The 17,367-nt window shown below is 69.5% G+C and carries 21 protein-coding genes; 8 read left to right on the forward strand and 13 right to left on the reverse strand.

Annotation, left to right across the window (positions count from 1 at the left end; translation table 11 throughout):
• Positions 1-22: 22 nt before the first annotated feature.
• The gene (locus tag ACLJO0_RS38255; protein WP_125795218.1) at positions 23-295 is read right to left on the reverse strand and encodes a hypothetical protein; all 273 of its coding nucleotides are present in this window, start codon (positions 293-295) and stop codon (positions 23-25) included.
• Between the two features lie 56 nt (positions 296-351).
• Positions 352-1,428, reverse strand: coding sequence for a M20 family metallopeptidase (locus ACLJO0_RS38260; RefSeq protein WP_410584373.1), 1,077 nt, complete (start codon positions 1,426-1,428; stop codon positions 352-354).
• 81 nt (positions 1,429-1,509) lie between these two features.
• On the opposite strand from ACLJO0_RS38260, the gene ACLJO0_RS38265 reads away from it, so the two are divergent.
• Positions 1,510-2,484, forward strand: coding sequence for an XRE family transcriptional regulator (locus ACLJO0_RS38265; protein ID WP_410584375.1), 975 nt, complete (start codon positions 1,510-1,512; stop codon positions 2,482-2,484).
• On the opposite strand, the gene ACLJO0_RS38270 is transcribed toward ACLJO0_RS38265, so the two are convergent.
• The 4 genes from ACLJO0_RS38270 to ACLJO0_RS38285 form a co-directional block, all read right to left on the reverse strand.
• Complete coding sequence (locus ACLJO0_RS38270; RefSeq protein ID WP_410584377.1) at positions 2,471-3,244, reverse strand: hypothetical protein; 774 nt, start codon at positions 3,242-3,244, stop codon at positions 2,471-2,473. The genes ACLJO0_RS38265 and ACLJO0_RS38270 overlap by 14 nt on opposite strands.
• A 9-nt stretch (positions 3,245-3,253) precedes the next feature.
• Positions 3,254-3,925 (reverse strand): papain-like cysteine protease family protein, encoded by a 672-nt coding sequence (locus ACLJO0_RS38275; RefSeq protein WP_410584379.1) that lies wholly within the window; start codon positions 3,923-3,925, stop codon positions 3,254-3,256.
• A gap of 213 nt (positions 3,926-4,138) precedes the next feature.
• On the reverse strand, positions 4,139-5,701 hold the full coding sequence (locus ACLJO0_RS38280) for an adenylate/guanylate cyclase domain-containing protein (protein WP_410584381.1): 1,563 nt from the start codon (positions 5,699-5,701) through the stop codon (positions 4,139-4,141).
• Positions 5,702-5,763: 62 nt separating this feature from the next.
• A complete protein-coding gene (locus ACLJO0_RS38285; RefSeq protein ID WP_410584383.1) occupies positions 5,764-6,567 on the reverse strand; it encodes a class I SAM-dependent methyltransferase in 804 nt (267 codons plus the stop codon).
• Between the two features lie 69 nt (positions 6,568-6,636).
• Here ACLJO0_RS38285 and ACLJO0_RS38290 point away from each other — a divergent pair, with 69 nt between their 5' ends.
• Positions 6,637-7,098, forward strand: a complete 462-nt coding sequence (locus tag ACLJO0_RS38290; protein WP_410584385.1) for a peroxiredoxin — start codon at positions 6,637-6,639, stop codon at positions 7,096-7,098.
• 186 nt (positions 7,099-7,284) lie between these two features.
• Here the strand turns inward: ACLJO0_RS38290 and ACLJO0_RS38295 are convergent, their stop codons facing one another.
• Positions 7,285-7,989: a MerR family transcriptional regulator gene (locus ACLJO0_RS38295; protein ID WP_410584387.1), complete on the reverse strand. Its 705-nt coding sequence runs from the start codon at positions 7,987-7,989 to the stop codon at positions 7,285-7,287.
• An 80-nt stretch (positions 7,990-8,069) separates the two neighbouring features.
• On the opposite strand from ACLJO0_RS38295, the gene ACLJO0_RS38300 reads away from it, so the two are divergent.
• The 3 genes from ACLJO0_RS38300 (at position 8,070) to ACLJO0_RS38310 (ending at position 10,653) form a co-directional block, all read left to right on the forward strand.
• Positions 8,070-8,546 carry a DUF6194 family protein gene (locus ACLJO0_RS38300; protein ID WP_410584389.1) on the forward strand — a complete coding sequence of 159 codons (477 nt, stop codon included), beginning with the start codon at positions 8,070-8,072 and terminating at the stop codon, positions 8,544-8,546.
• A 21-nt stretch (positions 8,547-8,567) separates the two neighbouring features.
• The gene (locus tag ACLJO0_RS38305) at positions 8,568-9,272 is read left to right on the forward strand and encodes a TioE family transcriptional regulator (protein ID WP_410584391.1); all 705 of its coding nucleotides are present in this window, start codon (positions 8,568-8,570) and stop codon (positions 9,270-9,272) included.
• Between the two features lie 220 nt (positions 9,273-9,492).
• Positions 9,493-10,653 (forward strand): S1 family peptidase, encoded by a 1,161-nt coding sequence (locus tag ACLJO0_RS38310; RefSeq protein WP_410584393.1) that lies wholly within the window; start codon positions 9,493-9,495, stop codon positions 10,651-10,653.
• Positions 10,654-10,703: 50 nt separating this feature from the next.
• Here ACLJO0_RS38310 and ACLJO0_RS38315 read toward each other — a convergent pair whose 3' ends face one another.
• From ACLJO0_RS38315 to ACLJO0_RS38330, 4 genes are all read right to left on the reverse strand, one after another.
• Positions 10,704-11,183, reverse strand: coding sequence for a DinB family protein (locus tag ACLJO0_RS38315; RefSeq protein WP_410584522.1), 480 nt, complete (start codon positions 11,181-11,183; stop codon positions 10,704-10,706).
• Positions 11,184-11,244: 61 nt separating this feature from the next.
• A complete protein-coding gene (locus ACLJO0_RS38320) occupies positions 11,245-12,216 on the reverse strand; it encodes an alpha/beta fold hydrolase (RefSeq protein WP_410584395.1) in 972 nt (323 codons plus the stop codon).
• Positions 12,217-12,229: 13 nt separating this feature from the next.
• Complete coding sequence (locus ACLJO0_RS38325) at positions 12,230-12,694, reverse strand: DinB family protein (RefSeq protein ID WP_410584397.1); 465 nt, start codon at positions 12,692-12,694, stop codon at positions 12,230-12,232.
• Positions 12,691-13,284, reverse strand: a complete 594-nt coding sequence (locus ACLJO0_RS38330; RefSeq protein ID WP_410584399.1) for a class I SAM-dependent methyltransferase — start codon at positions 13,282-13,284, stop codon at positions 12,691-12,693. The genes ACLJO0_RS38325 and ACLJO0_RS38330 overlap by 4 nt, the downstream gene beginning before the upstream one ends.
• Positions 13,285-13,351: 67 nt before the next feature.
• On the opposite strand from ACLJO0_RS38330, the gene ACLJO0_RS38335 reads away from it, so the two are divergent.
• Positions 13,352-13,924: a helix-turn-helix domain-containing protein gene (locus ACLJO0_RS38335; RefSeq protein WP_410584401.1), complete on the forward strand. Its 573-nt coding sequence runs from the start codon at positions 13,352-13,354 to the stop codon at positions 13,922-13,924.
• On the opposite strand, the gene ACLJO0_RS38340 is transcribed toward ACLJO0_RS38335, so the two are convergent.
• Complete coding sequence (locus tag ACLJO0_RS38340; protein WP_410584403.1) at positions 13,921-14,523, reverse strand: response regulator; 603 nt, start codon at positions 14,521-14,523, stop codon at positions 13,921-13,923. The two genes, ACLJO0_RS38335 and ACLJO0_RS38340, sit on opposite strands and share 4 nt — an antisense overlap.
• A complete protein-coding gene (locus ACLJO0_RS38345) occupies positions 14,520-15,623 on the reverse strand; it encodes a histidine kinase (RefSeq protein ID WP_410584524.1) in 1,104 nt (367 codons plus the stop codon). Before ACLJO0_RS38345 ends, ACLJO0_RS38340 begins: the two co-directional genes overlap by 4 nt.
• 119 nt (positions 15,624-15,742) lie before the next feature.
• Here ACLJO0_RS38345 and ACLJO0_RS38350 point away from each other — a divergent pair, with 119 nt between their 5' ends.
• Together ACLJO0_RS38350 and ACLJO0_RS38355 are read left to right on the forward strand one after the other, a co-directional pair.
• Positions 15,743-16,621: an ABC transporter ATP-binding protein gene (locus ACLJO0_RS38350; RefSeq protein WP_199749061.1), complete on the forward strand. Its 879-nt coding sequence runs from the start codon at positions 15,743-15,745 to the stop codon at positions 16,619-16,621.
• Positions 16,622-16,647: 26 nt separating this feature from the next.
• Positions 16,648-17,367, forward strand: a complete 720-nt coding sequence (locus ACLJO0_RS38355; protein WP_410584526.1) for an ABC transporter permease — start codon at positions 16,648-16,650, stop codon at positions 17,365-17,367.

The raw sequence follows: 17,367 nt of genomic DNA on the forward strand, positions 1-17,367 counted from the left end.
CACGAAGACCGGGCGTGCTCCGTCAGCCGTAGACGATGCGGCGCAGTTGCCGCTCGGACAGGTCGGGAGGCGCGACGAGACGACGGCTCAGTTCGACGGCGATCCGGGGGAAGATCTCGGGATTCTTCCTGCCCTCGGCCTGCAACCGGGCATGCCGCTCCCGGACGTACTGCTCGACCGGCTGCCGGTAGAACGCCAGGACGTCCTCGACGACACGGGCGGCGATGGCCGTCGACAGACCCGTCGACAAGGCAACCTGCTCGACGATGTCCGCGTCCTCCACGGAGCCCATCATGCACATCGGGACTCCGAAACGCCAGTTCTTGCCCGAAATCGGGCAAGACTTGCGGGTTAGCGCTCTCGGGTCGCCATCACCAGCCTGGTGACGAGGTCCGCCCGCTCCGCCATCGACTCGACCAGCAGGTACTCGTGGTCGGCGTGCGCGCCGCCGCCGACGGCGCCCAGCCCGTCGAGGGTCGGGACGCCGATCGCGGCGGTCAGGTTGCCGTCGCTACCGCCGCCGACGGCCACCCCGGCGACTCCGGGCAGTAGCCGTCCGGCGACGGCGAAGAGGTCCGCGGCGGCCGATTCGGGCATCGGCGGCCGGTGGATCCCGCCTCGCACCACGATTTCCGCCCCTTCGAGGCGCGGGGTCAGCGCGGCGAACCCCGCTTCGACGCGCTCCTTCTCCGCGGCGGACTCGACTCGCACGTCCACCACGACGGTCGCGGAGGCGGGCACGACGTTGCTCGCCGTTCCCGCCGAAGCGACGGTCGGGGTGACGCTCGTCCCGATCTCGGGCCTGCCGAGCGCGACGATGTCCAGTACCTGATGCGCGGCTTCGGTCAGCGCGTTCACGCCGGCCTCCGGCTCGAGGCCTGCGTGCGACGCCCGGCCGGTGATGACGACCTCGAACGTGCCGCAGCCCTTGCGGGCGATCTTGAGGCCGCCGCCATCGGCCGCTCCTTCGAACACCAGCACCGTGCCGCAAGCGCGGGCGCGCTCCTCGATGAGCGCCCGGGATTCGTGCGAGCCCGTTTCCTCGTCGGCCGTCACCAGGATCTCGACGCCGGTCAGGTCGTCGAGCGCCGCCAGGCCGTGGATCGCCTGCACCAGTCCGCCGAGCATGTCGAACACCCCAGGTCCGGTCACCCGGCCGTCGGTCACCGCGAACGGGCGGCGCGCCAAGGTGCCGATCGGGAACACGGTGTCGTGGTGCCCGAGGATCAGCACGCGCGGCTCACCGCCGCCGGACCACCGGACGTGCGGTCCCGCCGCGCTCTCCACCAGGGTCGCCGTTCCGCCGAGACGGGTCTCGACGAGAGCGGCGACGGCCTCGGCCGAGGCCGTCAAAGCCTTGATGTCCCCCGAAGGGGACTCGATCTCGACGAGTGTCCTGAGGTCTTCGATCATCGCGTCGGCTGTCATGCGAACACTTTCGCCTATGCGCCGGCGCCGCCGCTCACAGGCTCGAATTCGCCTGAAAGTCCGGTTTTCGACCTTAGGCGGTTGCCGACCGGCGCCGGACTGCGCATGCTTTGCGCCAACCCGGCGTCGGTGGGGGTGTGCATGTACCAGGAACGCGAGGTCAGACCCAGCCCGTTCCCCCGCGCGCTTTCCGAAGCGGTGGAGCACCGCGGGCTTTCCCTGTCCCGGATCCGCGCGCATCTGGCGGCACGCGGGGTTTCCGTGGCCGAATCGACCTTGAGCTACTGGCAGCGCGGGCTCCGGCATCCGTCGACGCCGCGCTCGCTCGACGTCGTCCGCGCGCTCGAAGCCGTGCTGGGGCTGCCCGCGGACAGCCTGGTCGTGCTGATCGGCCCGCAACGGCGGCCGCCCGGCGACGACCGCAGGCCGTCGTTGCCGGAGCTGCGGCAAAGCTGGGCCGAAACCTGCTCGCTGCTGGACGAACTGAGCGAAACACCCGGCGCGGCGGGAAACGCGAAGCTCGACGTCGTGACCGTCGTCGACGTGCTGACCATGACCGGGGAAGGCCGGATCTCGGAGATCGCCTCGACCATGGTGGTGCGGGCCCGGGAGCCCGGCGCGGACGGTTTCGTGGTGACCCATCAGGACGAACCCGGCACCGACATGGAGGCAACGACGGTCTTCGCCACCGACGGCTGCCGAAGAGGCAGAGTGCGCCGAAGCGCCTCTTCGCCGGGGATGGTGTTCGAGCTCCTCTTCGACCGCGGCCTGGCCGAAGGGGAAACCCATACCTTCGCGTTCACGTTGCGCCTGGCCGCGTCGGTCCGTTCGACCTGTTTCCACCGGACGGTGCGCTCCCGCATGTCGGCGTATCTGCTCCGGATGCGCTTCGACGCCGGCGCGATCCCGGCCCGCTGCGTCAAAACCGTGCGGGAGCGCGAAGAACTGGCCCCCGTGGTCAGCGAGCCGCTGCACCCCGGGCCGGGCGCGACGGTCAGTGCCTACTTCGAGGATCTCGGCGTCGGGATAGCGGGGATCGACCTCATCTGGGAGTGAGGCGGCGTTTCCGCCACACCGCGACCAGCACGACTCCCACCCCGGCGGCTCCGGCTGCGATCAGACCGGCCACGATCGCGACCGGCGGCCCGGTGTCGGCGGGCGGGGGCACGGCCTGCGTGAAGCCGAGCCCGCGGTCGCGCTGGTAGTCCGATCCCGGAAGTTTGTCGGCGTAGCGGCCGTGTACTTCACGCTGGTAGTCGGAAAGCGGGACGAACTTCCCCACCGGCGACTGCGGCAGGCTCGCCTGCAAAAGCACGACACCGTCGGGGCCCAGTTCGTACCAGCCGTTGATCTGGGGTTCGTTGAGCAGGACCGAACCGGGCTTCAGCCGCGCGCTCAGAGTTTCTTCGTCGTTGCCGGAGAACACGCTCGCCGCGACCCACTTTCCCCCGCCTTCGGGCATCGCCTGCAGCGTGGCCTTCTGGCCGGAATCCGCGGTGGCCGTCACGGCGACGGATCTCAGCACGCCCGCGGGCGCACCGGCGATGCCCCTGACGAAGTCGGGATTGAGGGTGTAGACCGGGATTCCCTTCTCCCCCATGGTGATCCGCTGGGGTTCGATCCGGGCGACCTGCCGGAAGTTCGATCTCGCGAGGCCGATCGCGTCCGGTTGCCCGGCGACACGCACGGCGGCCGCGAGATCGCCGTCCGAAGGCGGGACGACTCCCTCGCCGGCCGCGGCGGGAAGCGTGGCGGGCAGCAGCGTCGCGACGGCCACCGCGAGACAACCGGCGAACTTCCGGCAGATCGTGTTCATGACCGCGGCTCAGCCCTTCCGGATGTTGACGATGGTGTCGTTCCAGCGGAACTGGCCGTTGCTGCGGTACTGGTTGTAGTTCCAGGTCTGGTAACGCTGATACGTCGGCCACGGGTCGCCGACCATGATCGACTGGTTCGCCGAGTCGTAGCCGTAGATCACCTCGGCGTGGCCACCACCGGAGGTCCAGTAGATCCCCGTCAGGTTCAGGATCCCGGCGTCGATCTGGCTGACGACGGAGCTGAAACCGATGGGCCCGCCCGCGTCCTGCGAGGAGAAGCCGGTGCCGCGGAAACCGCGGACGATCTCGGGGATCTGGGCGGGCTGGTTCGGGCAGTACCCGGCCGACGTGCCCTTGCCCGCGGCGCAGAACTGGGCCTGGGTGGCGGTGCCGCCCATCGACCGCTCGATGCTCGAACCGTCCGCCGCCCAGCACCATTGGTTGTACTGCTGCACCTGCTGGGTGTAGTTCAGCTGCTTGGACGCGGCGGTCGCGGCGACCGTCATCGCGGTCCCGGCCACCGGCGCGACCTCGCGCACCTGGGTGTGGGTCTGGGTCTGGATCAGGCCGTGGGGCCGGTCCCCGGCGTCGCCGGGCTGCGCGAGGGCGGTGGCGGGCAGCATGCCCAGCGCGAAGACGGCGGCTCCGGTGGCCAGCGCGGCCCTCGAAAGGCTCTTCACAGATGTCTCCTTTGACACGGGGATGGGGAGATCACCGTGCGCCGCCCCGGCTTCGGGAACAACGCCCTCACCAGGCGCGAAGGAGCCGCTGTGATCGTTCACAGGGCCGGGACGCGCTCGCGTGCCAGGAAACATCGGGTCCGTGTGCGGCGGAGCGAGGGCCGCCGCGCAAGATTCACGGCCCCTTCACAAAGGCTGTGAATCCACCACGGGTCAGGCCTTGGGGGTCGCGAGTGTGGTGGGCCGGCTGCGGCCCCGCAAGGTGACGTCCTCCGTCGCCTTCCACTGCGCGGCCTCGTCTTCGGCCGCCGACTCGATCGCCGTCCACGAAGCGAGCAACCGGGCTTCGACGTTCTTCGCCAGTTCGGTCAGCCGGGCGGCTTCGTTGACCGGGTCGCCGATCACCGTGTACTCGAACCGCCGCGGGTCGCCGACGTTCCCGGCGACCACCTCACCCGTCGCCACGCCGATCCCGGCCGGGCAGTCGGGCACCTCGGCCGCCAGCCTTCGCGAAATCGCCCGGCCGGCGGACAGCGCGAGGGTCGCGTGGTCCTCCAGCCGCACCGGTGCGCCGAAGATCGCCAGCGCGGCGTCACCGACGAACTTGTTGACCAGCCCGTGGTTGCGGTCGACCTCGTCGACCACCACCGCGAAGAACCGGTTGAGCAGGCCGACGACCTCCTCGGGCGGGCGGCTCGCGGCCAGCGCGGTCGACCCGATCAGGTCGACGAACAACACCGACACCGTCCGCACCGTGCCGCCGAGTTCGGCGGACGTGCGCATCGCCTCGATCGCGACGTCCTCGCCGACGTGCCTGCCGAACAGGTCGCGCAAACGTTCGCGTTCCGCGAGACCGGCGGCCATCCCGTTGAAGCCCGCTTGCAGCAGACCGAGTTCGGTGCCGTCGTAGACCGGGATCTCCACGGCGAAGTCACCGGCCCGCACCCGGCCTAGCGCGTGCTGCACCGACCGGATCGGGTTCACCACGGCGCGGGCGGTGAACACGGTGACCAGCAGACCGAAGACCAGCACCACCAGGCCGAGCACGATGACCGAGATGGCGAGCTTCGTGGTCGACACGTCACCGCGCGCCCACGCCAGCACCGCCGTGACCACCAGTCCGGCCACCGGCACTCCGGTGCCGAGGCACCAGAACAGCAGCATCCGCAGATTGACCCCGCCGCTGAGCCGCCGTGCCGGCGAAGTGCCCGTCAGTGCCAAGGCCGCGTACGGCCGCAGGATGAACTCTCCCGCCAGATAAGCGATCGCGCAGACGACCACGCCCGCGAACGCGACGACGAGCAGTTCGGTGAGCACGACCTTCGGCTGCACCAGCGCGGCCAGCACGCCGAAGACCACGGTCGCGACGCCCCACAGCACCGCCTGCACCAGCGTCAGGCGCAACGGGACACGAAGACTGGCCGCGCGCTCCTCGTCGGTCGGCGTCCGGCCGTCGGCCGCCCAGCGCAACGTCCGCAACGCGCCGCGGGTGCCCCACAACGCGCCCACGACCACGGCGGAGACCACGTAGACGGGGACCGCGATCGCGGTGACCCGGACGAGGTCGCCGGACATACCGGGCGCGGGCATGAGCAGGGCCGCCAGTCCGACCACGACCAGCGCGCCGATGACGTTGGTCGCGATCAGCGTCCCGGTGAGCAGTCCCTGGACGCGGCGCCGCAACACGGCCGAGTCCTGATCGAGCGGACCGAGCAGCCAGGAGCCGAACGGTCCTTGCCCGCGGCCCCGAACAGTGGAGTCGTTGTCTGGTCGCACCCGTGTCCCACCCGTTCACCCCGGTTTGAGTGAACGACTGTACACCGAAGCGGACGCGGTCGTCAGCGGACCGTGCCGGAGCCGATCAACGTCGTCGCGTCGAGTTCTGTCACGCCTTCGGCACGCAGGGAATCGAGGTAGCGCTCACGCACCTGCTCGACGGCGCCGGGTTCGAGGTCGGCGAGAAGACCGCGGAACCCGGAGCCGATGACGACCAGCCAGGCGACCTCCGGTGTCATGGTCAGCCGCAGCTCGTTGACCACGACGTCCACATCGGACAGATTCCGCTCGGAAAGCCATGCGGCGTATGTGTCGGCCTGGTCGACGCGGTCGATCAAACTCGGTTCCCGTTCCGGTGGCGGAGCGGACTCGGTCACCGCGGCCACCGCACGTCCGAGGTGACGGCCCGCCGCCACCATGGATCCACCGCGCCAGATGGTGAACACTGCCCGCCCACCAGACCGGGCCCGGGAGATCAGCCGCTCGGTGCCGTCCGTCATGTCGGGAAAGAAGAAGATGCCGAGCGCGGACTGCACGACGTCGTAGCCGCCCGTGTCCCACGCCGTCGCGTCGGCTTCGTGCGCGCGCAACTGCGGCAAATCCGCCGAACGACGGCGCAACTCGCCGATCATCGGACCGGAGAGGTCGATCGCGTCCACCACACCGCCGGCCCCGACAGCACGCGCCGCGGGAACCGCCGAGGCCCCGGTGCCGCAGCAGGCGTCGAGGACACGGTCACCTTCACCGAGTCCGGCGGCCGCCACCGTGGCCGCACCGATCGGCTCCCACAGATGACGGCCCAGCGCGGTGAAATCGGCGGCCGCGGCGTCGAAAGCGCGCCGGGTTCCCACTTCGCGAGAAGACATGCCGCGACGATATCCGGTTCGGCACCCGCTGACACCGATCCGGCGCGCCCACGGCTCCGAATACCGGACATGGACCAAGGAGACCTCGCCCCGGACTTCACCCTGCCCGACGACACCGGCCGGGATCGCACGCTGTCGGACTTCCTGTCCACCGGCCCGGTCGTGCTGTTCTTCTACCCCGCCGCGATGACCGGGGGCTGCACCGCCGAGAGCTGCCACTTCCGCGACCTGGCCACGGAATTCGGCGAGGTCGGCGCTCACCGCGTCGGGATCAGCCCGGACGGGATCACCAAGCAGCGGCAATTCTCCACGCTGCACGGCTTCGACTACCCGCTTCTGTCCGATACGGACGGAAACGTCGCCAAACAGTTCGGCGTATGGCGCCGGTTCAGCCCGCTGCACGCCAAACGACGCACCTTCGTGATCGGCACCGACCACCGGATCCTCACGGTGATCAAGAGTGAGCTGAAGTTCGACGTCCACGCCGACAAGGCGCTCGCGGCCCTGCGGGAACGGACGCCGACCACCTGACCTCCGCCTCGTAGGCGATGTCGCGTGACTGACCGGACGGCACACGTGATTCAGCGGACGACACGCGTGACTGGATGGACACCACGACCGCGGCCCGGGTTCCACCACGAGCCGTCCGCCCAATCACGCATGTCGTCCCTCCAATCACGCGAGTTCCGCCTCCAATCACGCGTGTGCGCCCTCCAATCACGTGTGTTCGCCGCCTGGACACACGGCCACCAAGCGGGACAGCTCGGCGGTGCCGTCGAAAAGCGCCCGCGAGCGGGCCGTGATCCCGGCGTCCCGCACGGAGAGCGCTGCCGCGACGTCTTCCAGCCGCCGGGATCGCCGCAGCTCCGGCATCAGGGCGCGAAGGGGCGCGACGCGGTACCCGGCCAGCCGCAGCTGCTGCACGATCCGCGCGTCCCGCACCTGGGACGGCGTGTACCGCCGCGTCCCCCGCTCGTCGCGGCCGGGGATGACGAGCCGTTCCGCGTCCCAGTGGCGCAACGTCGAAGGACGCACGCCGAGCGCCGACGCCAGTTCGGAGACGCTCATCGAGTCCGAGCCGCGGACGTCTTCGATCGGTTCGCGGGAGATCACCCGGACGGCTTCCCTGGCCTCCTCGAGGTCCGCGCGTTCGGCGTCGAGCCCGGCGTGGGCGGCGTCGAGGAGCGCGAGGACGTCGGGGAGCGGATCCCGATGCAGAGCGCGGACGATCTTCTTGGCCTCGACCGGCCCCACACCGGCGGCGAGCGCGCGATAGGCCAGCGCGGACCGGAGATGGATCTCCTCGTAGCTCCGGTAGCCCGAGGCCGTCCGCGTCGCCGCCGGGAGCACGCCGTCACGTTCGAGGTTCCGCACCTGCTGCACGGAGCAGCCCGCCAGGCGAGCGATCTCCGCTGTGCGCATCGATTTGAGACTTGACACCTTCACCCCGTCGAAAACGTACCCGAACCCTCCATGAGCACTTTAATGCGACGCTTGAGCACATGAACATCGACGACATCATCGGCTTCGTTTCGGACCTCGACGGCGTCCTGACCCTCACGCCGGGACCGGGCGACGAGTGGCCGGAGCTCAGCTGGGGCGACGCGTTCTTCTACTACTCCCCCGACGGCGTCGTCCCGACGAACGTCCAGCCTTTCGCGACGGTCGTGACCAAGAACTACCCCGGCGACGAGGCCTCGCGGCTGGACCGGCCGGACGCGTTCCGCGTGAACATCCACGCGGGCAAGGAGGACTTCACCCGTCTGCTCGGCCGCGCTCCCCGGGACGCGGCCGAAACCGACGTCGACCCCGCCGTCGAAGACACCGTGATCGCCCACCCCGTCTACGGGACGGCGGGCTGGCTGGCGGTGGTGAACCCGGCGTCGAAGACCGAAGCGGTCGTCCGCGAACTGCTCGGCACGGCCTACCGGCTGGCCCGCGCGCGGTACGAACGGCGCGCGGACTCCTCGCGCGGTTAGCGGACCGAATATCGTGGGGCGGTGGGCCGAAACCTTCACACCCGCGAGCGGCTCAGGCCGGTCGACCTGGCACGTGAGCACGGCCTGTCCACGCAGGCCGTCCGCAATTACGAGGCGGACGGCATCCTCCCCGCCGCCGAACGCGGTCCGCACGGTTATCGCACCTACACGCCCCGGCACGCCCAAGCCCTGCGGGCGTTCTTGGCCCTCGTACCTGGGCACGGTCACGCGACGGCGGCGTCGATCATGGAGGCGGTCAACCGGGACGCGGTCGAGGAAGCGCTCCGGCTCGTCGACGAGAGCCACGCGCAGCTGCTCGAGGATCGCCGCACCCTCCAGGCCGTCGCGGACGCGCTCCGCGATCTCGAACCCGTGCCGCAGGAGCGGGGCGAGATGTTCGTCGGTCCACTGGCCAGAAAACTCGGCGTCCGGCCAGCCACGCTGCGCGAATGGGAGCGTGCGGGCCTTCTCCGGCCCGGACGCGACCCGCGGACCGGCTACCGCGTCTACAGCGCGGCCGACGTGCGCGACGCCAAGCTGACCCGTCAGCTCCGGCGGGGCGGCTACCTCCTGGAGCGGATAGCGCCGCTGATCGACCAGGTCCGCTCGGCCGGGGGTGTCGTGCCGCTCGAGTCGACACTGAGCGACTGGCACTCGCGGCTCTCGGCGAGGGGCCGGGCCCTGCTCTCCGGCGCCGCCGCGCTGAACGCCTACCTCGACCGCTGACACTTTTCGGACAATGACACTCCCGCGCAATTGAATTCGCGGCGATTCACGCCTTTACGCCTACGAAAGTAGGAGCGTGATCACGGAACCTACTTTCGGCGCTACGGCGAGGAAGACGGGCGCTCGTACTGTGCGTGACATCGAGATGAACCGCCCGGTCCCTGCCTTTTAAACCATATCCCGGCGGTTCGTCGTCCCCTCCTTATCGAAGGAAATTCGCATGCGAATTCGCGGACCCGTCATGCTCACCCTGCTGAGCGTCTGCGCCGGAATCGGCGCTTTCGCCGTCCCGGCGACCGCCGCGCCGGTCACCGCCTACGACCAGACGATGCTGGAGACTCTCGCCGCCCAGCTGCGCGTCAGCCCGCTTCAGGCCGCGCAGAAGCTGGACCACGAGAAGAACCTGATCGCCTCGCTCGACAGCATCAGAACACGCGGTCTCCACACCGACGGCGCGTACTTCGACGACGCCGGCGCCCTCGTGGTGAACGCCGCCGACGCCGGGTCCGCCGAGGCGCTCCGCTCTGCCGGGCTGACCCCGCGCACCGGTGCCCGTGGCGAGAACGCGCTGAACGCCCTGTCCGCCACCGTCGGCAAGGTGATCGGCAAGGACGTCGGCCAGGTGCAGGCGTGGGGTCCGGAACTCGCGGCCGACAAGGTCGTCGTCACCGTGCAGCCGGGTGCCGACAGCGCCCTCGTCCGCCGCCTCACGGCACTGCCCGGCGTGGCGGTCCAGACCGGTGTCGCCAACGGCAACACCACGCAGGCCGACGTCATCCCCGGCCAGATCATGGACCTCGACCCCGGCACCAACTGCTCGCTCGGCTTCCCCGGCACCACCAGCAACGGCAACAACGTGCTGCTCACCGCCGGGCACTGCGTCGAAGGCAACCCGGACATCCTGAACCGCAACGGCGTCCACATCGGACGCGGCGTCGCCACCCAGTTCCCGTCGGCCGACATGGGCCTGATGGACATCGACGCCGAGGACACCGGCCGCGGCTACGTGGACACCCGCAAGGGCACCACGGTGCGGATCACCGGCAGCTCGAAGGCGCCGGTCGGCACCACGCTGTGCAAGGCGGGCAACACCACCGGCTGGACCTGCGGCAAGATTACCGCCTACAACCAGACCGTCCGCTACAGCGGCGAAAGCGTCGCCACCTCCGGGCTGGCGAAGTCGACCGTCTGCACCGAGGGCGGCGACAGCGGCGGCGCCTACATCGCGGGCAACACCGCGCAGGGCATGACTTCCGGCGGCCCCGCCGACGGGCACGACTGCGGCTACAACGAGGGCGCCAACGCCACCGGTTCGTACTCGTACTACCAGCCGGTCGTGGACGCGGCGAACAAGTACGGGGTCACGCTGACCCGTTCCTGACGAAGAACGCCCGATGGCGGGGAGCGCCTGCTCCCCGCCATCGGGCTTTGTCACGCGCTCAGGATCTGCTCCCGCAGGATGTCCGCGTGGCCGCCGTGCTGGGCGAGCTCACGCAGCAGGTGCAGGTACACCCACCGCAGCGGAAGCGGACCACGCCGGTTGCCGTGGAGCAGGTCGTCCAGTTCGAGGGCCGAAGCCGCCTTGCGCGACGCCTCGCAGGCTTCGCGATACGCCTTCCGCACGGTGGCGATCGTGTCCTTCTCATCGAGGATGAACGATTCGTCAGGCGTGGCGGGGAGCCCGATCTCGGTGCGCGGGCGGCAGGTGACGGCTTCGTCGAACCACACCTTTTCCACGAAGGTCGCGTGCTTCACCAGACCGAGCAGAGTCGTACGGGAGGGAACGAGCGACCGGCGCGCCTGCTCTTCGGTCATCCCCTCCAAACAGTTGTCGAGCACCCGACGATGTTCGTCGAGGAACACCTCGAACTGTTCACGGAAAGGATGGTTGAGGACGTCCAACGAGCGCATCGGAGAAGAGGACACGGGCGAAGCATCGCAAAAGTCCTCGATCATGGGCAACCGAGTTGCGCTACTTCAGGAACTTGACCAGTTCGGCGCTCACGAACTCCGGATTCTCCTCGGCGAGCCAATGTCCAGCCCGCGGCACGTCGACCGCGCGGGCCAGGTTGGCGACACGGGGTGCCAGGGTGGCCTTCTGCGGTTCGAGCAGTCCTTCGGCGGTCATCAGCAGGGTGGGCGTGGTGATGGGTTTCGCGACGGTGTTCGCGGTCGCGTCCTGGCCGAGCGTGCGGTAGAGCTCGAAGCCGCCGTGCAGGACCTCCGGCCGGGTGTAGGTGCGGGCGTACTCGTCGATCTCGGCGTCGTCGAAGGGCGACGGCGCCCCAGGACCGCCGAACGCGGTCCCCGAGTAGGCGACCTGGGGGTAGAACAGGGACAGGTACTCGCGGACGTCGTCGCCGACGACGGCCTCGGGGACCGTCTTCTGCGTATGGAAGGCGATGTGCCAGCTCAGGTTCCGGTAGGCCGTCGCGTCGAGCGCGGGACCTGGCAACGGCAGGTCGAGATACGCGAGCTTGGTGAGGTCGCCGGGGAACTGCGCGGCGTACTGGAACGCCACCGCGGCGCCGAGGTCGTGGCCGGCGATCCGGGCATCGCGCAGGCCCAGCCGTCCGGCGACGAGGCCGTGGACGTAGCGGGCCAAGGTGGCCTTGTCGTAGCTGGGCGGAGAGCCGGCGCTGTCGCCGAGACCGGGCAGGTCGAGGGCGTACACCGTGAAGTGCTCGGCCAGCGCGGGCATGACGCGGTGCCAGCCGTACCAGGTCTGTGGCCAGCCGTGCAGCAGGACGAGCGGGGCTCCCTTGCCGCCGGTGACGTAGTGCATCTTCACCCCGTCGACGTCGGCGAACTCATGGCGGAACTGTTGCGCGAAAGCCGCGTCGCCGCGGGTGATGTTCTCGTAGGGCGGAGCGGCGGCCGAGGGCGAACCGCAGGCGGTCAACAGGATGAGGGCCACGGCGAACGCGGCGGCTCGGTGAAGCATGGAAGTCTCCGTTTCAGCGCCCGGTGGCGCCGTCGATCAGTTCGCGCAGGATGTCGGCGTGCCCCGCGTGCCGTGCGGTTTCTTCGATCAGATGGGTCAGCGTCCAGCGCCGCGATCCCCGGCGGGGCCCCGCCGCGGCGAGGTCGTCCCAAGACGCGATTTCGGCGTTCGCCTCGGCGATGGTTTCCCGGTACGCGGTGAGAATCGACGCCGCCGTGTCGTCGGGGCCCGGATGGAACGTCGCCTTCCAATCGGCGACGCGGTGGCCGAGCAGCCAATGCCGTTCCACCTGGGTCAGGTGGTTGACCAGGCCCAGCAGATTCGTCCCCGACGGCACGCCGGGGGTGCGGGCTTGCTCGTCCGGCACTCCTTCGGCCTTCGCCACGACCGCGGAACGCAGGTAGTCGAGAAACCCGGCGAGCACGTCCTTCTCGCCAGGGCCCGTCGAAGGCGGCCCGGCGTCGCGTTTGCGGCTCATCGCCCGGACCTCCGGAGGATCAGGACGTGGTCGATGACGATCGCGGTCCGGCCTTCCGGGCCGGTGGCCAGGCGTTCGGCCGCCTCCGCGCGGTCGATCGACCATTCCGCCTGGTCGAGATCCAGTCCGGCCGCCACGTCACCCGGGGTGGGGTACTCGCCGTCCTGGTCCCACGACCAGGGCGCGGCGGAGCCGTGATCGACGACGACCAGCCGCCCGCCGGGATTCAGCGCGCCCGCGGCGGTGCGCAGGACGCGGTCACGATCGAGGGCGAAAGGAGTGTGGAAGTACTGCGCGGACACCAGATCGAAGGTGCCGTCAGGGAAGTCTTCGGCGAGATCGACGCGGAGCGCCGTGATCGGCCCACCGCGTTCGCGGAGCGCGCGCACGGCCGCTCCGGAGATGTCGACCGCGGTCACCCGCCAGCCCCGGGCGGCCAGCCATAACGCGTCGCCCCCGCCACCGCAGCCCAGGTCGAGCGCGGTGCCCGGGGTCAGCGGCTCGGCGATCTCGGCCAGCCTCGCGTTCACCTTCGGCGTTCCGGCGGCACGCCGTTCGTGGAGTTCGTCCCAGAATTCCGTCGCGTTCATGACCACACCTTCGCCTCAGCGCAGCCGAATTGGCACGAAAACTTGCCGACCTGGCAAGATCGACGGCATGGCGGACGAGACGGACGAGGTACTGGACTCGGTGGGCCCCCGGTTGCGTGCCCTGCGCAAACACCGTGGCCTGACACTGGCCGAACTGTCAGTGGCGACCGGGATCTCGGAAAGCACGTTGTCACGGCTGGAAAGCGGCGGACGGCGGCCCACGCTGGAACTGCTGCTCCCGCTGGCCCGCGTGCACGGCGTGCCGCTCGACGACCTCGTCGGCGCTCCCCGTACCGGCGACCCGCGCATCCATTTGCAGCCGATCCACCGCCACGGCATGACGTTCCTGCCGCTCACCCGGCGCGCCGGCGGGGTGCAGGCGTTCAAGATGCTCATCCCCAGCCGCGACGAACCGGCGGAACCCAGCCCGAAGACGCACGGCGGCTACGAATGGGTGTATGTCCTCAATGGACGGTTGCGGCTGGTGGTCGGCGACCGCGACCTGGTGCTGCCGCCCGGCGAGGCCGCCGAGTTCGACACCGCGCTGCCGCATTGGCTCGGCTCGGCCGACGGTCACGCCGTCGAAACCCTCGTCCTGTTCGGACCGCAGGGCGAGCGCGCCCACGTCCGGCCACGCTAGAGCCAGTCGTGCTCGCGGGCGTACCTTGCCGCCTGGTGCCGGGTCTGCGTCTGGGTCTTCTGCATGGCGTTCGAGAGATAGTTCCGCACCGTGCCCTGCGCGAGGTGGAGCCGGGCGGCGATCTCGGCGACGGAATAGCCTTCGCCGGTCACCCGCAGCACCTCCAGTTCCCGCTCGGTCAGCGGGCAGTCGTCGACGACGGCGAGCGCGGAGACGTCCGGGTCGATCCAGCGTTTGCCCTGGTGCAGGGCGGCGATGACGAAGGTGATGTGCGAGGGCTCGGCCGCCTTGCTGACGAAGCCCTGCACCCCGAGTTTGAGTGCTTTGCGGAGGACGCCAGGTTTCGCGTGCCGGGTCAGCATGAGGATGACCTGGTTCGGCCGGGTGCGGCGGATCTCCGCGACCGCGCCGAGGCCGTCCACGCCGGGCATTTCGAGGTCGATGACGAGGACGTCGGGCTCGTGCCGCAGGGTGGCCTCGACGGCCTGCTCGCCGTCTTCCGCTTCGGCCAGGACGGTGATCTCGCCTTCGAGCGGGAGCAGCGCGGCCATCGCCTTGCGCAGCAGGGCTTCGTCGTCGGCGAGCACCACCGTGGTCATGATTCCTCCCTGGCCGGGAAGGACGCGGCCGTCACGAACTGCCCGTCTTCCTGTTCCACCGTCAGTTCGCCGCCGTCCGCGGCGACGCGTTGCCGGAGCGCGGCGAGCCCTCGGAGTTCGGGCAGCGGCCCTCGCTGAGCACCGTCGTTGACGATACTGATGCTCCATTCCGACAGGGTGATCCGCACTCGGGTCGCCTGCGCGTGGCGGAGGATATTGGTCGTGGTCTCACGCAGCACCTGGCCGAGCAGCCTTCCCGCCTCCGGATCGACGTCGGCCTCCCGGTTGACGCGCACGCGGATCCCCGCGGCCTCGAAAAGGTTCCTCGCGTTCTCCAGTTCGGCGGACAGGTTGAGCCGTCGCTGGGCATAGGCGAGCTCCTTCGTCTGGGTGATCGTGTCGGCCACGAGCGCGTGGATCTCCCCCAGTTCCTGTTTGGCCCGTTCGGCGTCGATGTCCACCAGCTTCCTGGCGAGCGCGGTCTTCAGCTTCACCACGTGCAGTGTGTGCCCCTGGATGTCGTGCAGATCGCCGGCGAACCGGACACGCTCGCGGATCACGGCCAATTCCGCCTCCCGCTCGCGCGACTCCTCTAGTTCCTTCACGACGTCGTAGAACCGCTTGTTGGGGAACATGAGGCCGAGCACGACGGCGGTGATCGCGGCCGGGACGAAGACGAAGCTGGTCAGCTCACCGGTGACGTCCTCGTCGGAGACCAGGAGCCGCATGGCGCCCACGCCCGCGATGTACGCGATGAGCGCGACAGCCGCCGCGACCCGGTGGCGGGGCAACTGGGGGACGACGAGCGAGCCCACGAGGAAGACGCCGAAGAACGCCGAACTGCCGCCCGCCACCAGCACCGAGAACGGCCACACGGCCGCCGTGACGATCAGGCACGGGATCGCGACCCGCAGGACCTCCCCCGCCGCCCACCGCACGAACGCGATCATGGCCGCCAGCACGCCCGCGCCCAGGACGAGAGCCTGCCACCAGGTCCGCGCGTCCGACGCCACCACGACCACCCCGCCGACGACGAGCAGCGGGAAGAACATGGTGAGGTTGAGCCTGCGCAGCTTTCCCTGCGCCGGCTCGGTGTCCACATCAGACATGGGACCAGTATCGGCCCTCCGCGACGGCGGGCACCAGTGACACCACGTCATGGGTCGGTGGTGACGTGACGGCACTGCCCTTGCCGGGCCCCGGCGGGTGAGATCTGGGTATGACACCAGTGATCGACGTTGAGCGGCTGAACCTGAAATACGGCGACTTCCACGCTGTGAAGGACCTGTCCTTCCAGGTCCGGCGAGGCGAATTCTATGCCTTGCTTGGCACGAACGGGGCCGGGAAGACCTCGACCCTCGAAACCCTGGAAGGACACCGGACACCGACCTCCGGCACGGTCCGGGTGCTGGGCAAGAGCCCGCGTGACCGCGCCGCCGTCCGCCCCGAGATGGGGATCATGTTGCAGGAGAGCGGATTCTCACCGGATCTGACGGTCAAGGAGTCGGTCCGCCTGATCGGGACGCTGACCCGGCGCACGGACCGGCTCGAACGGGTACTCGGCATCGTGGACCTGACCCGCAAGGCCGACACGAAAGTGTCACAGCTTTCCGGTGGCGAGAAGCGGCGGCTCGACTTCGCGACCGCGGTGTACGGCTCGCCGCGGCTGGTGTTCCTGGACGAGCCGACGACCGGTTTGGACATCCAGTCGCGGGACGCGCTGTGGGACGCCGTCGACAAACTGCGCGAGGACGGTTCGACGATCGTGCTCACCACGCACTACCTCGAAGAGGCGCAACAGCGCGCCGACCGCGTCGGCCTGATGCACCGCGGGACCTTCCACCGGGAGGGCACGGTCTCCGAACTGACGCGGACGCTGCCCGCCGTGATCCGGTTCTCGCTGCCGCCCTCGGCTCCGGCGCTGCCTCTGCAAGGCAGGCGTGAGACCGACGGGAAGTTCGTCATCGAGACCCACGGCCTGCAGAAGGACCTGCACGTCCTGTTGCGGTGGGCGCAGGACCACGCGATCGACCTGCAGGACCTCGAAGCGGGACCGACCCGGCTCGACGACGTGTTCCGCGCCATCGACAACGACTAACCGACTCTCCACAAAGGACTGAAATGATGCTTTCGATAGCCCGTGGCGAGCTGATCCAGATCTTCCGGAACCGCTCCGTCCTGATCACCAGCTTCGTGATGCCCGTCGCCGTCTCCGCGTTCTTCATCTACCAGCACGAAACCTTCGCCAAGATCGGCAGTCTCGGTTACATCGCGGCGATCGTGATGTTCACCGTCTGCGCTTTCGGTCTCTACGCCAGCTCGGTGACCACGCTCGCCTCGCGACGGCAGAACCTGTTCCTCAAACGGTTGCGCTCCACCGCGGCCGGTGACGGCTCCATCCTGGCCGGGCTGGTCCTGCCGGTCACCGTCATCGCGCTCGTCCAGGTGGCCGTGATCATGACCGTGCTGGGCGTGGTCACCGGAAAGCCCGCGAACATCGCCCTGCTGGTCGTGGCGGTACTCGCCACCGTCGCCATGATGATCGGCCTCGGCCTCGCCACCGCGGGCCTGACCAACTCACCCGAGCACGCCCAGGTCACCACCCTGCCGGTCAGTCTCGGTGTCCTCGCCGTGGCGAGCTGGGTCGGTATCTCCGGCACCGACGAGCTGCCGCTGCTCAAGCGGCTGCTTCCCGGGGGTTCGGCCACCGAACTCGCCGTCAACGCCTGGAACGGCGGCGTCGCGGTCACCGATTCGCTGCTCCTGCTCGCCCCGACACTGGCCTGGGTCGTCGTCGCCGTCGTCCTGGCTTCGAAGCTCTTCCGCTGGGAGCCGCGCCGATGA

It is taken from the genome of Amycolatopsis sp. lyj-108 (genome assembly GCF_046549005.1).
Classification (GTDB): Bacteria; Actinomycetota; Actinomycetes; order Mycobacteriales; family Pseudonocardiaceae; genus Amycolatopsis.

Coding starts and splice junctions, on each gene's coding strand:
- ACLJO0_RS38325 (WP_410584397.1), bottom strand. CDS start 12,694: ATGAGCCGCAAACGCGACGCCGGGCCGCCTTCGACGGGCCCTGGCGAG.
- ACLJO0_RS38290 (WP_410584385.1), top strand. CDS start 6,637: ATGGACCAAGGAGACCTCGCCCCGGACTTCACCCTGCCCGACGACACC.
- ACLJO0_RS38295 (WP_410584387.1), bottom strand. CDS start 7,989: ATGCGCACAGCGGAGATCGCTCGCCTGGCGGGCTGCTCCGTGCAGCAG.
- ACLJO0_RS38260 (WP_410584373.1), bottom strand. CDS start 1,428: ATGACAGCCGACGCGATGATCGAAGACCTCAGGACACTCGTCGAGATC.
- ACLJO0_RS38350 (WP_199749061.1), top strand. CDS start 15,743: ATGACACCAGTGATCGACGTTGAGCGGCTGAACCTGAAATACGGCGAC.
- ACLJO0_RS38255 (WP_125795218.1), bottom strand. CDS start 295: ATGATGGGCTCCGTGGAGGACGCGGACATCGTCGAGCAGGTTGCCTTG.
- ACLJO0_RS38285 (WP_410584383.1), bottom strand. CDS start 6,567: ATGTCTTCTCGCGAAGTGGGAACCCGGCGCGCTTTCGACGCCGCGGCC.
- ACLJO0_RS38330 (WP_410584399.1), bottom strand. CDS start 13,284: ATGAACGCGACGGAATTCTGGGACGAACTCCACGAACGGCGTGCCGCC.
- ACLJO0_RS38355 (WP_410584526.1), top strand. CDS start 16,648: ATGCTTTCGATAGCCCGTGGCGAGCTGATCCAGATCTTCCGGAACCGC.
- ACLJO0_RS38320 (WP_410584395.1), bottom strand. CDS start 12,216: ATGCTTCACCGAGCCGCCGCGTTCGCCGTGGCCCTCATCCTGTTGACC.
- ACLJO0_RS38270 (WP_410584377.1), bottom strand. CDS start 3,244: ATGAACACGATCTGCCGGAAGTTCGCCGGTTGTCTCGCGGTGGCCGTC.
- ACLJO0_RS38335 (WP_410584401.1), top strand. CDS start 13,352: ATGGCGGACGAGACGGACGAGGTACTGGACTCGGTGGGCCCCCGGTTG.
- ACLJO0_RS38300 (WP_410584389.1), top strand. CDS start 8,070: ATGAACATCGACGACATCATCGGCTTCGTTTCGGACCTCGACGGCGTC.
- ACLJO0_RS38340 (WP_410584403.1), bottom strand. CDS start 14,523: ATGACCACGGTGGTGCTCGCCGACGACGAAGCCCTGCTGCGCAAGGCG.
- ACLJO0_RS38315 (WP_410584522.1), bottom strand. CDS start 11,183: ATGCGCTCGTTGGACGTCCTCAACCATCCTTTCCGTGAACAGTTCGAG.
- ACLJO0_RS38310 (WP_410584393.1), top strand. CDS start 9,493: ATGCGAATTCGCGGACCCGTCATGCTCACCCTGCTGAGCGTCTGCGCC.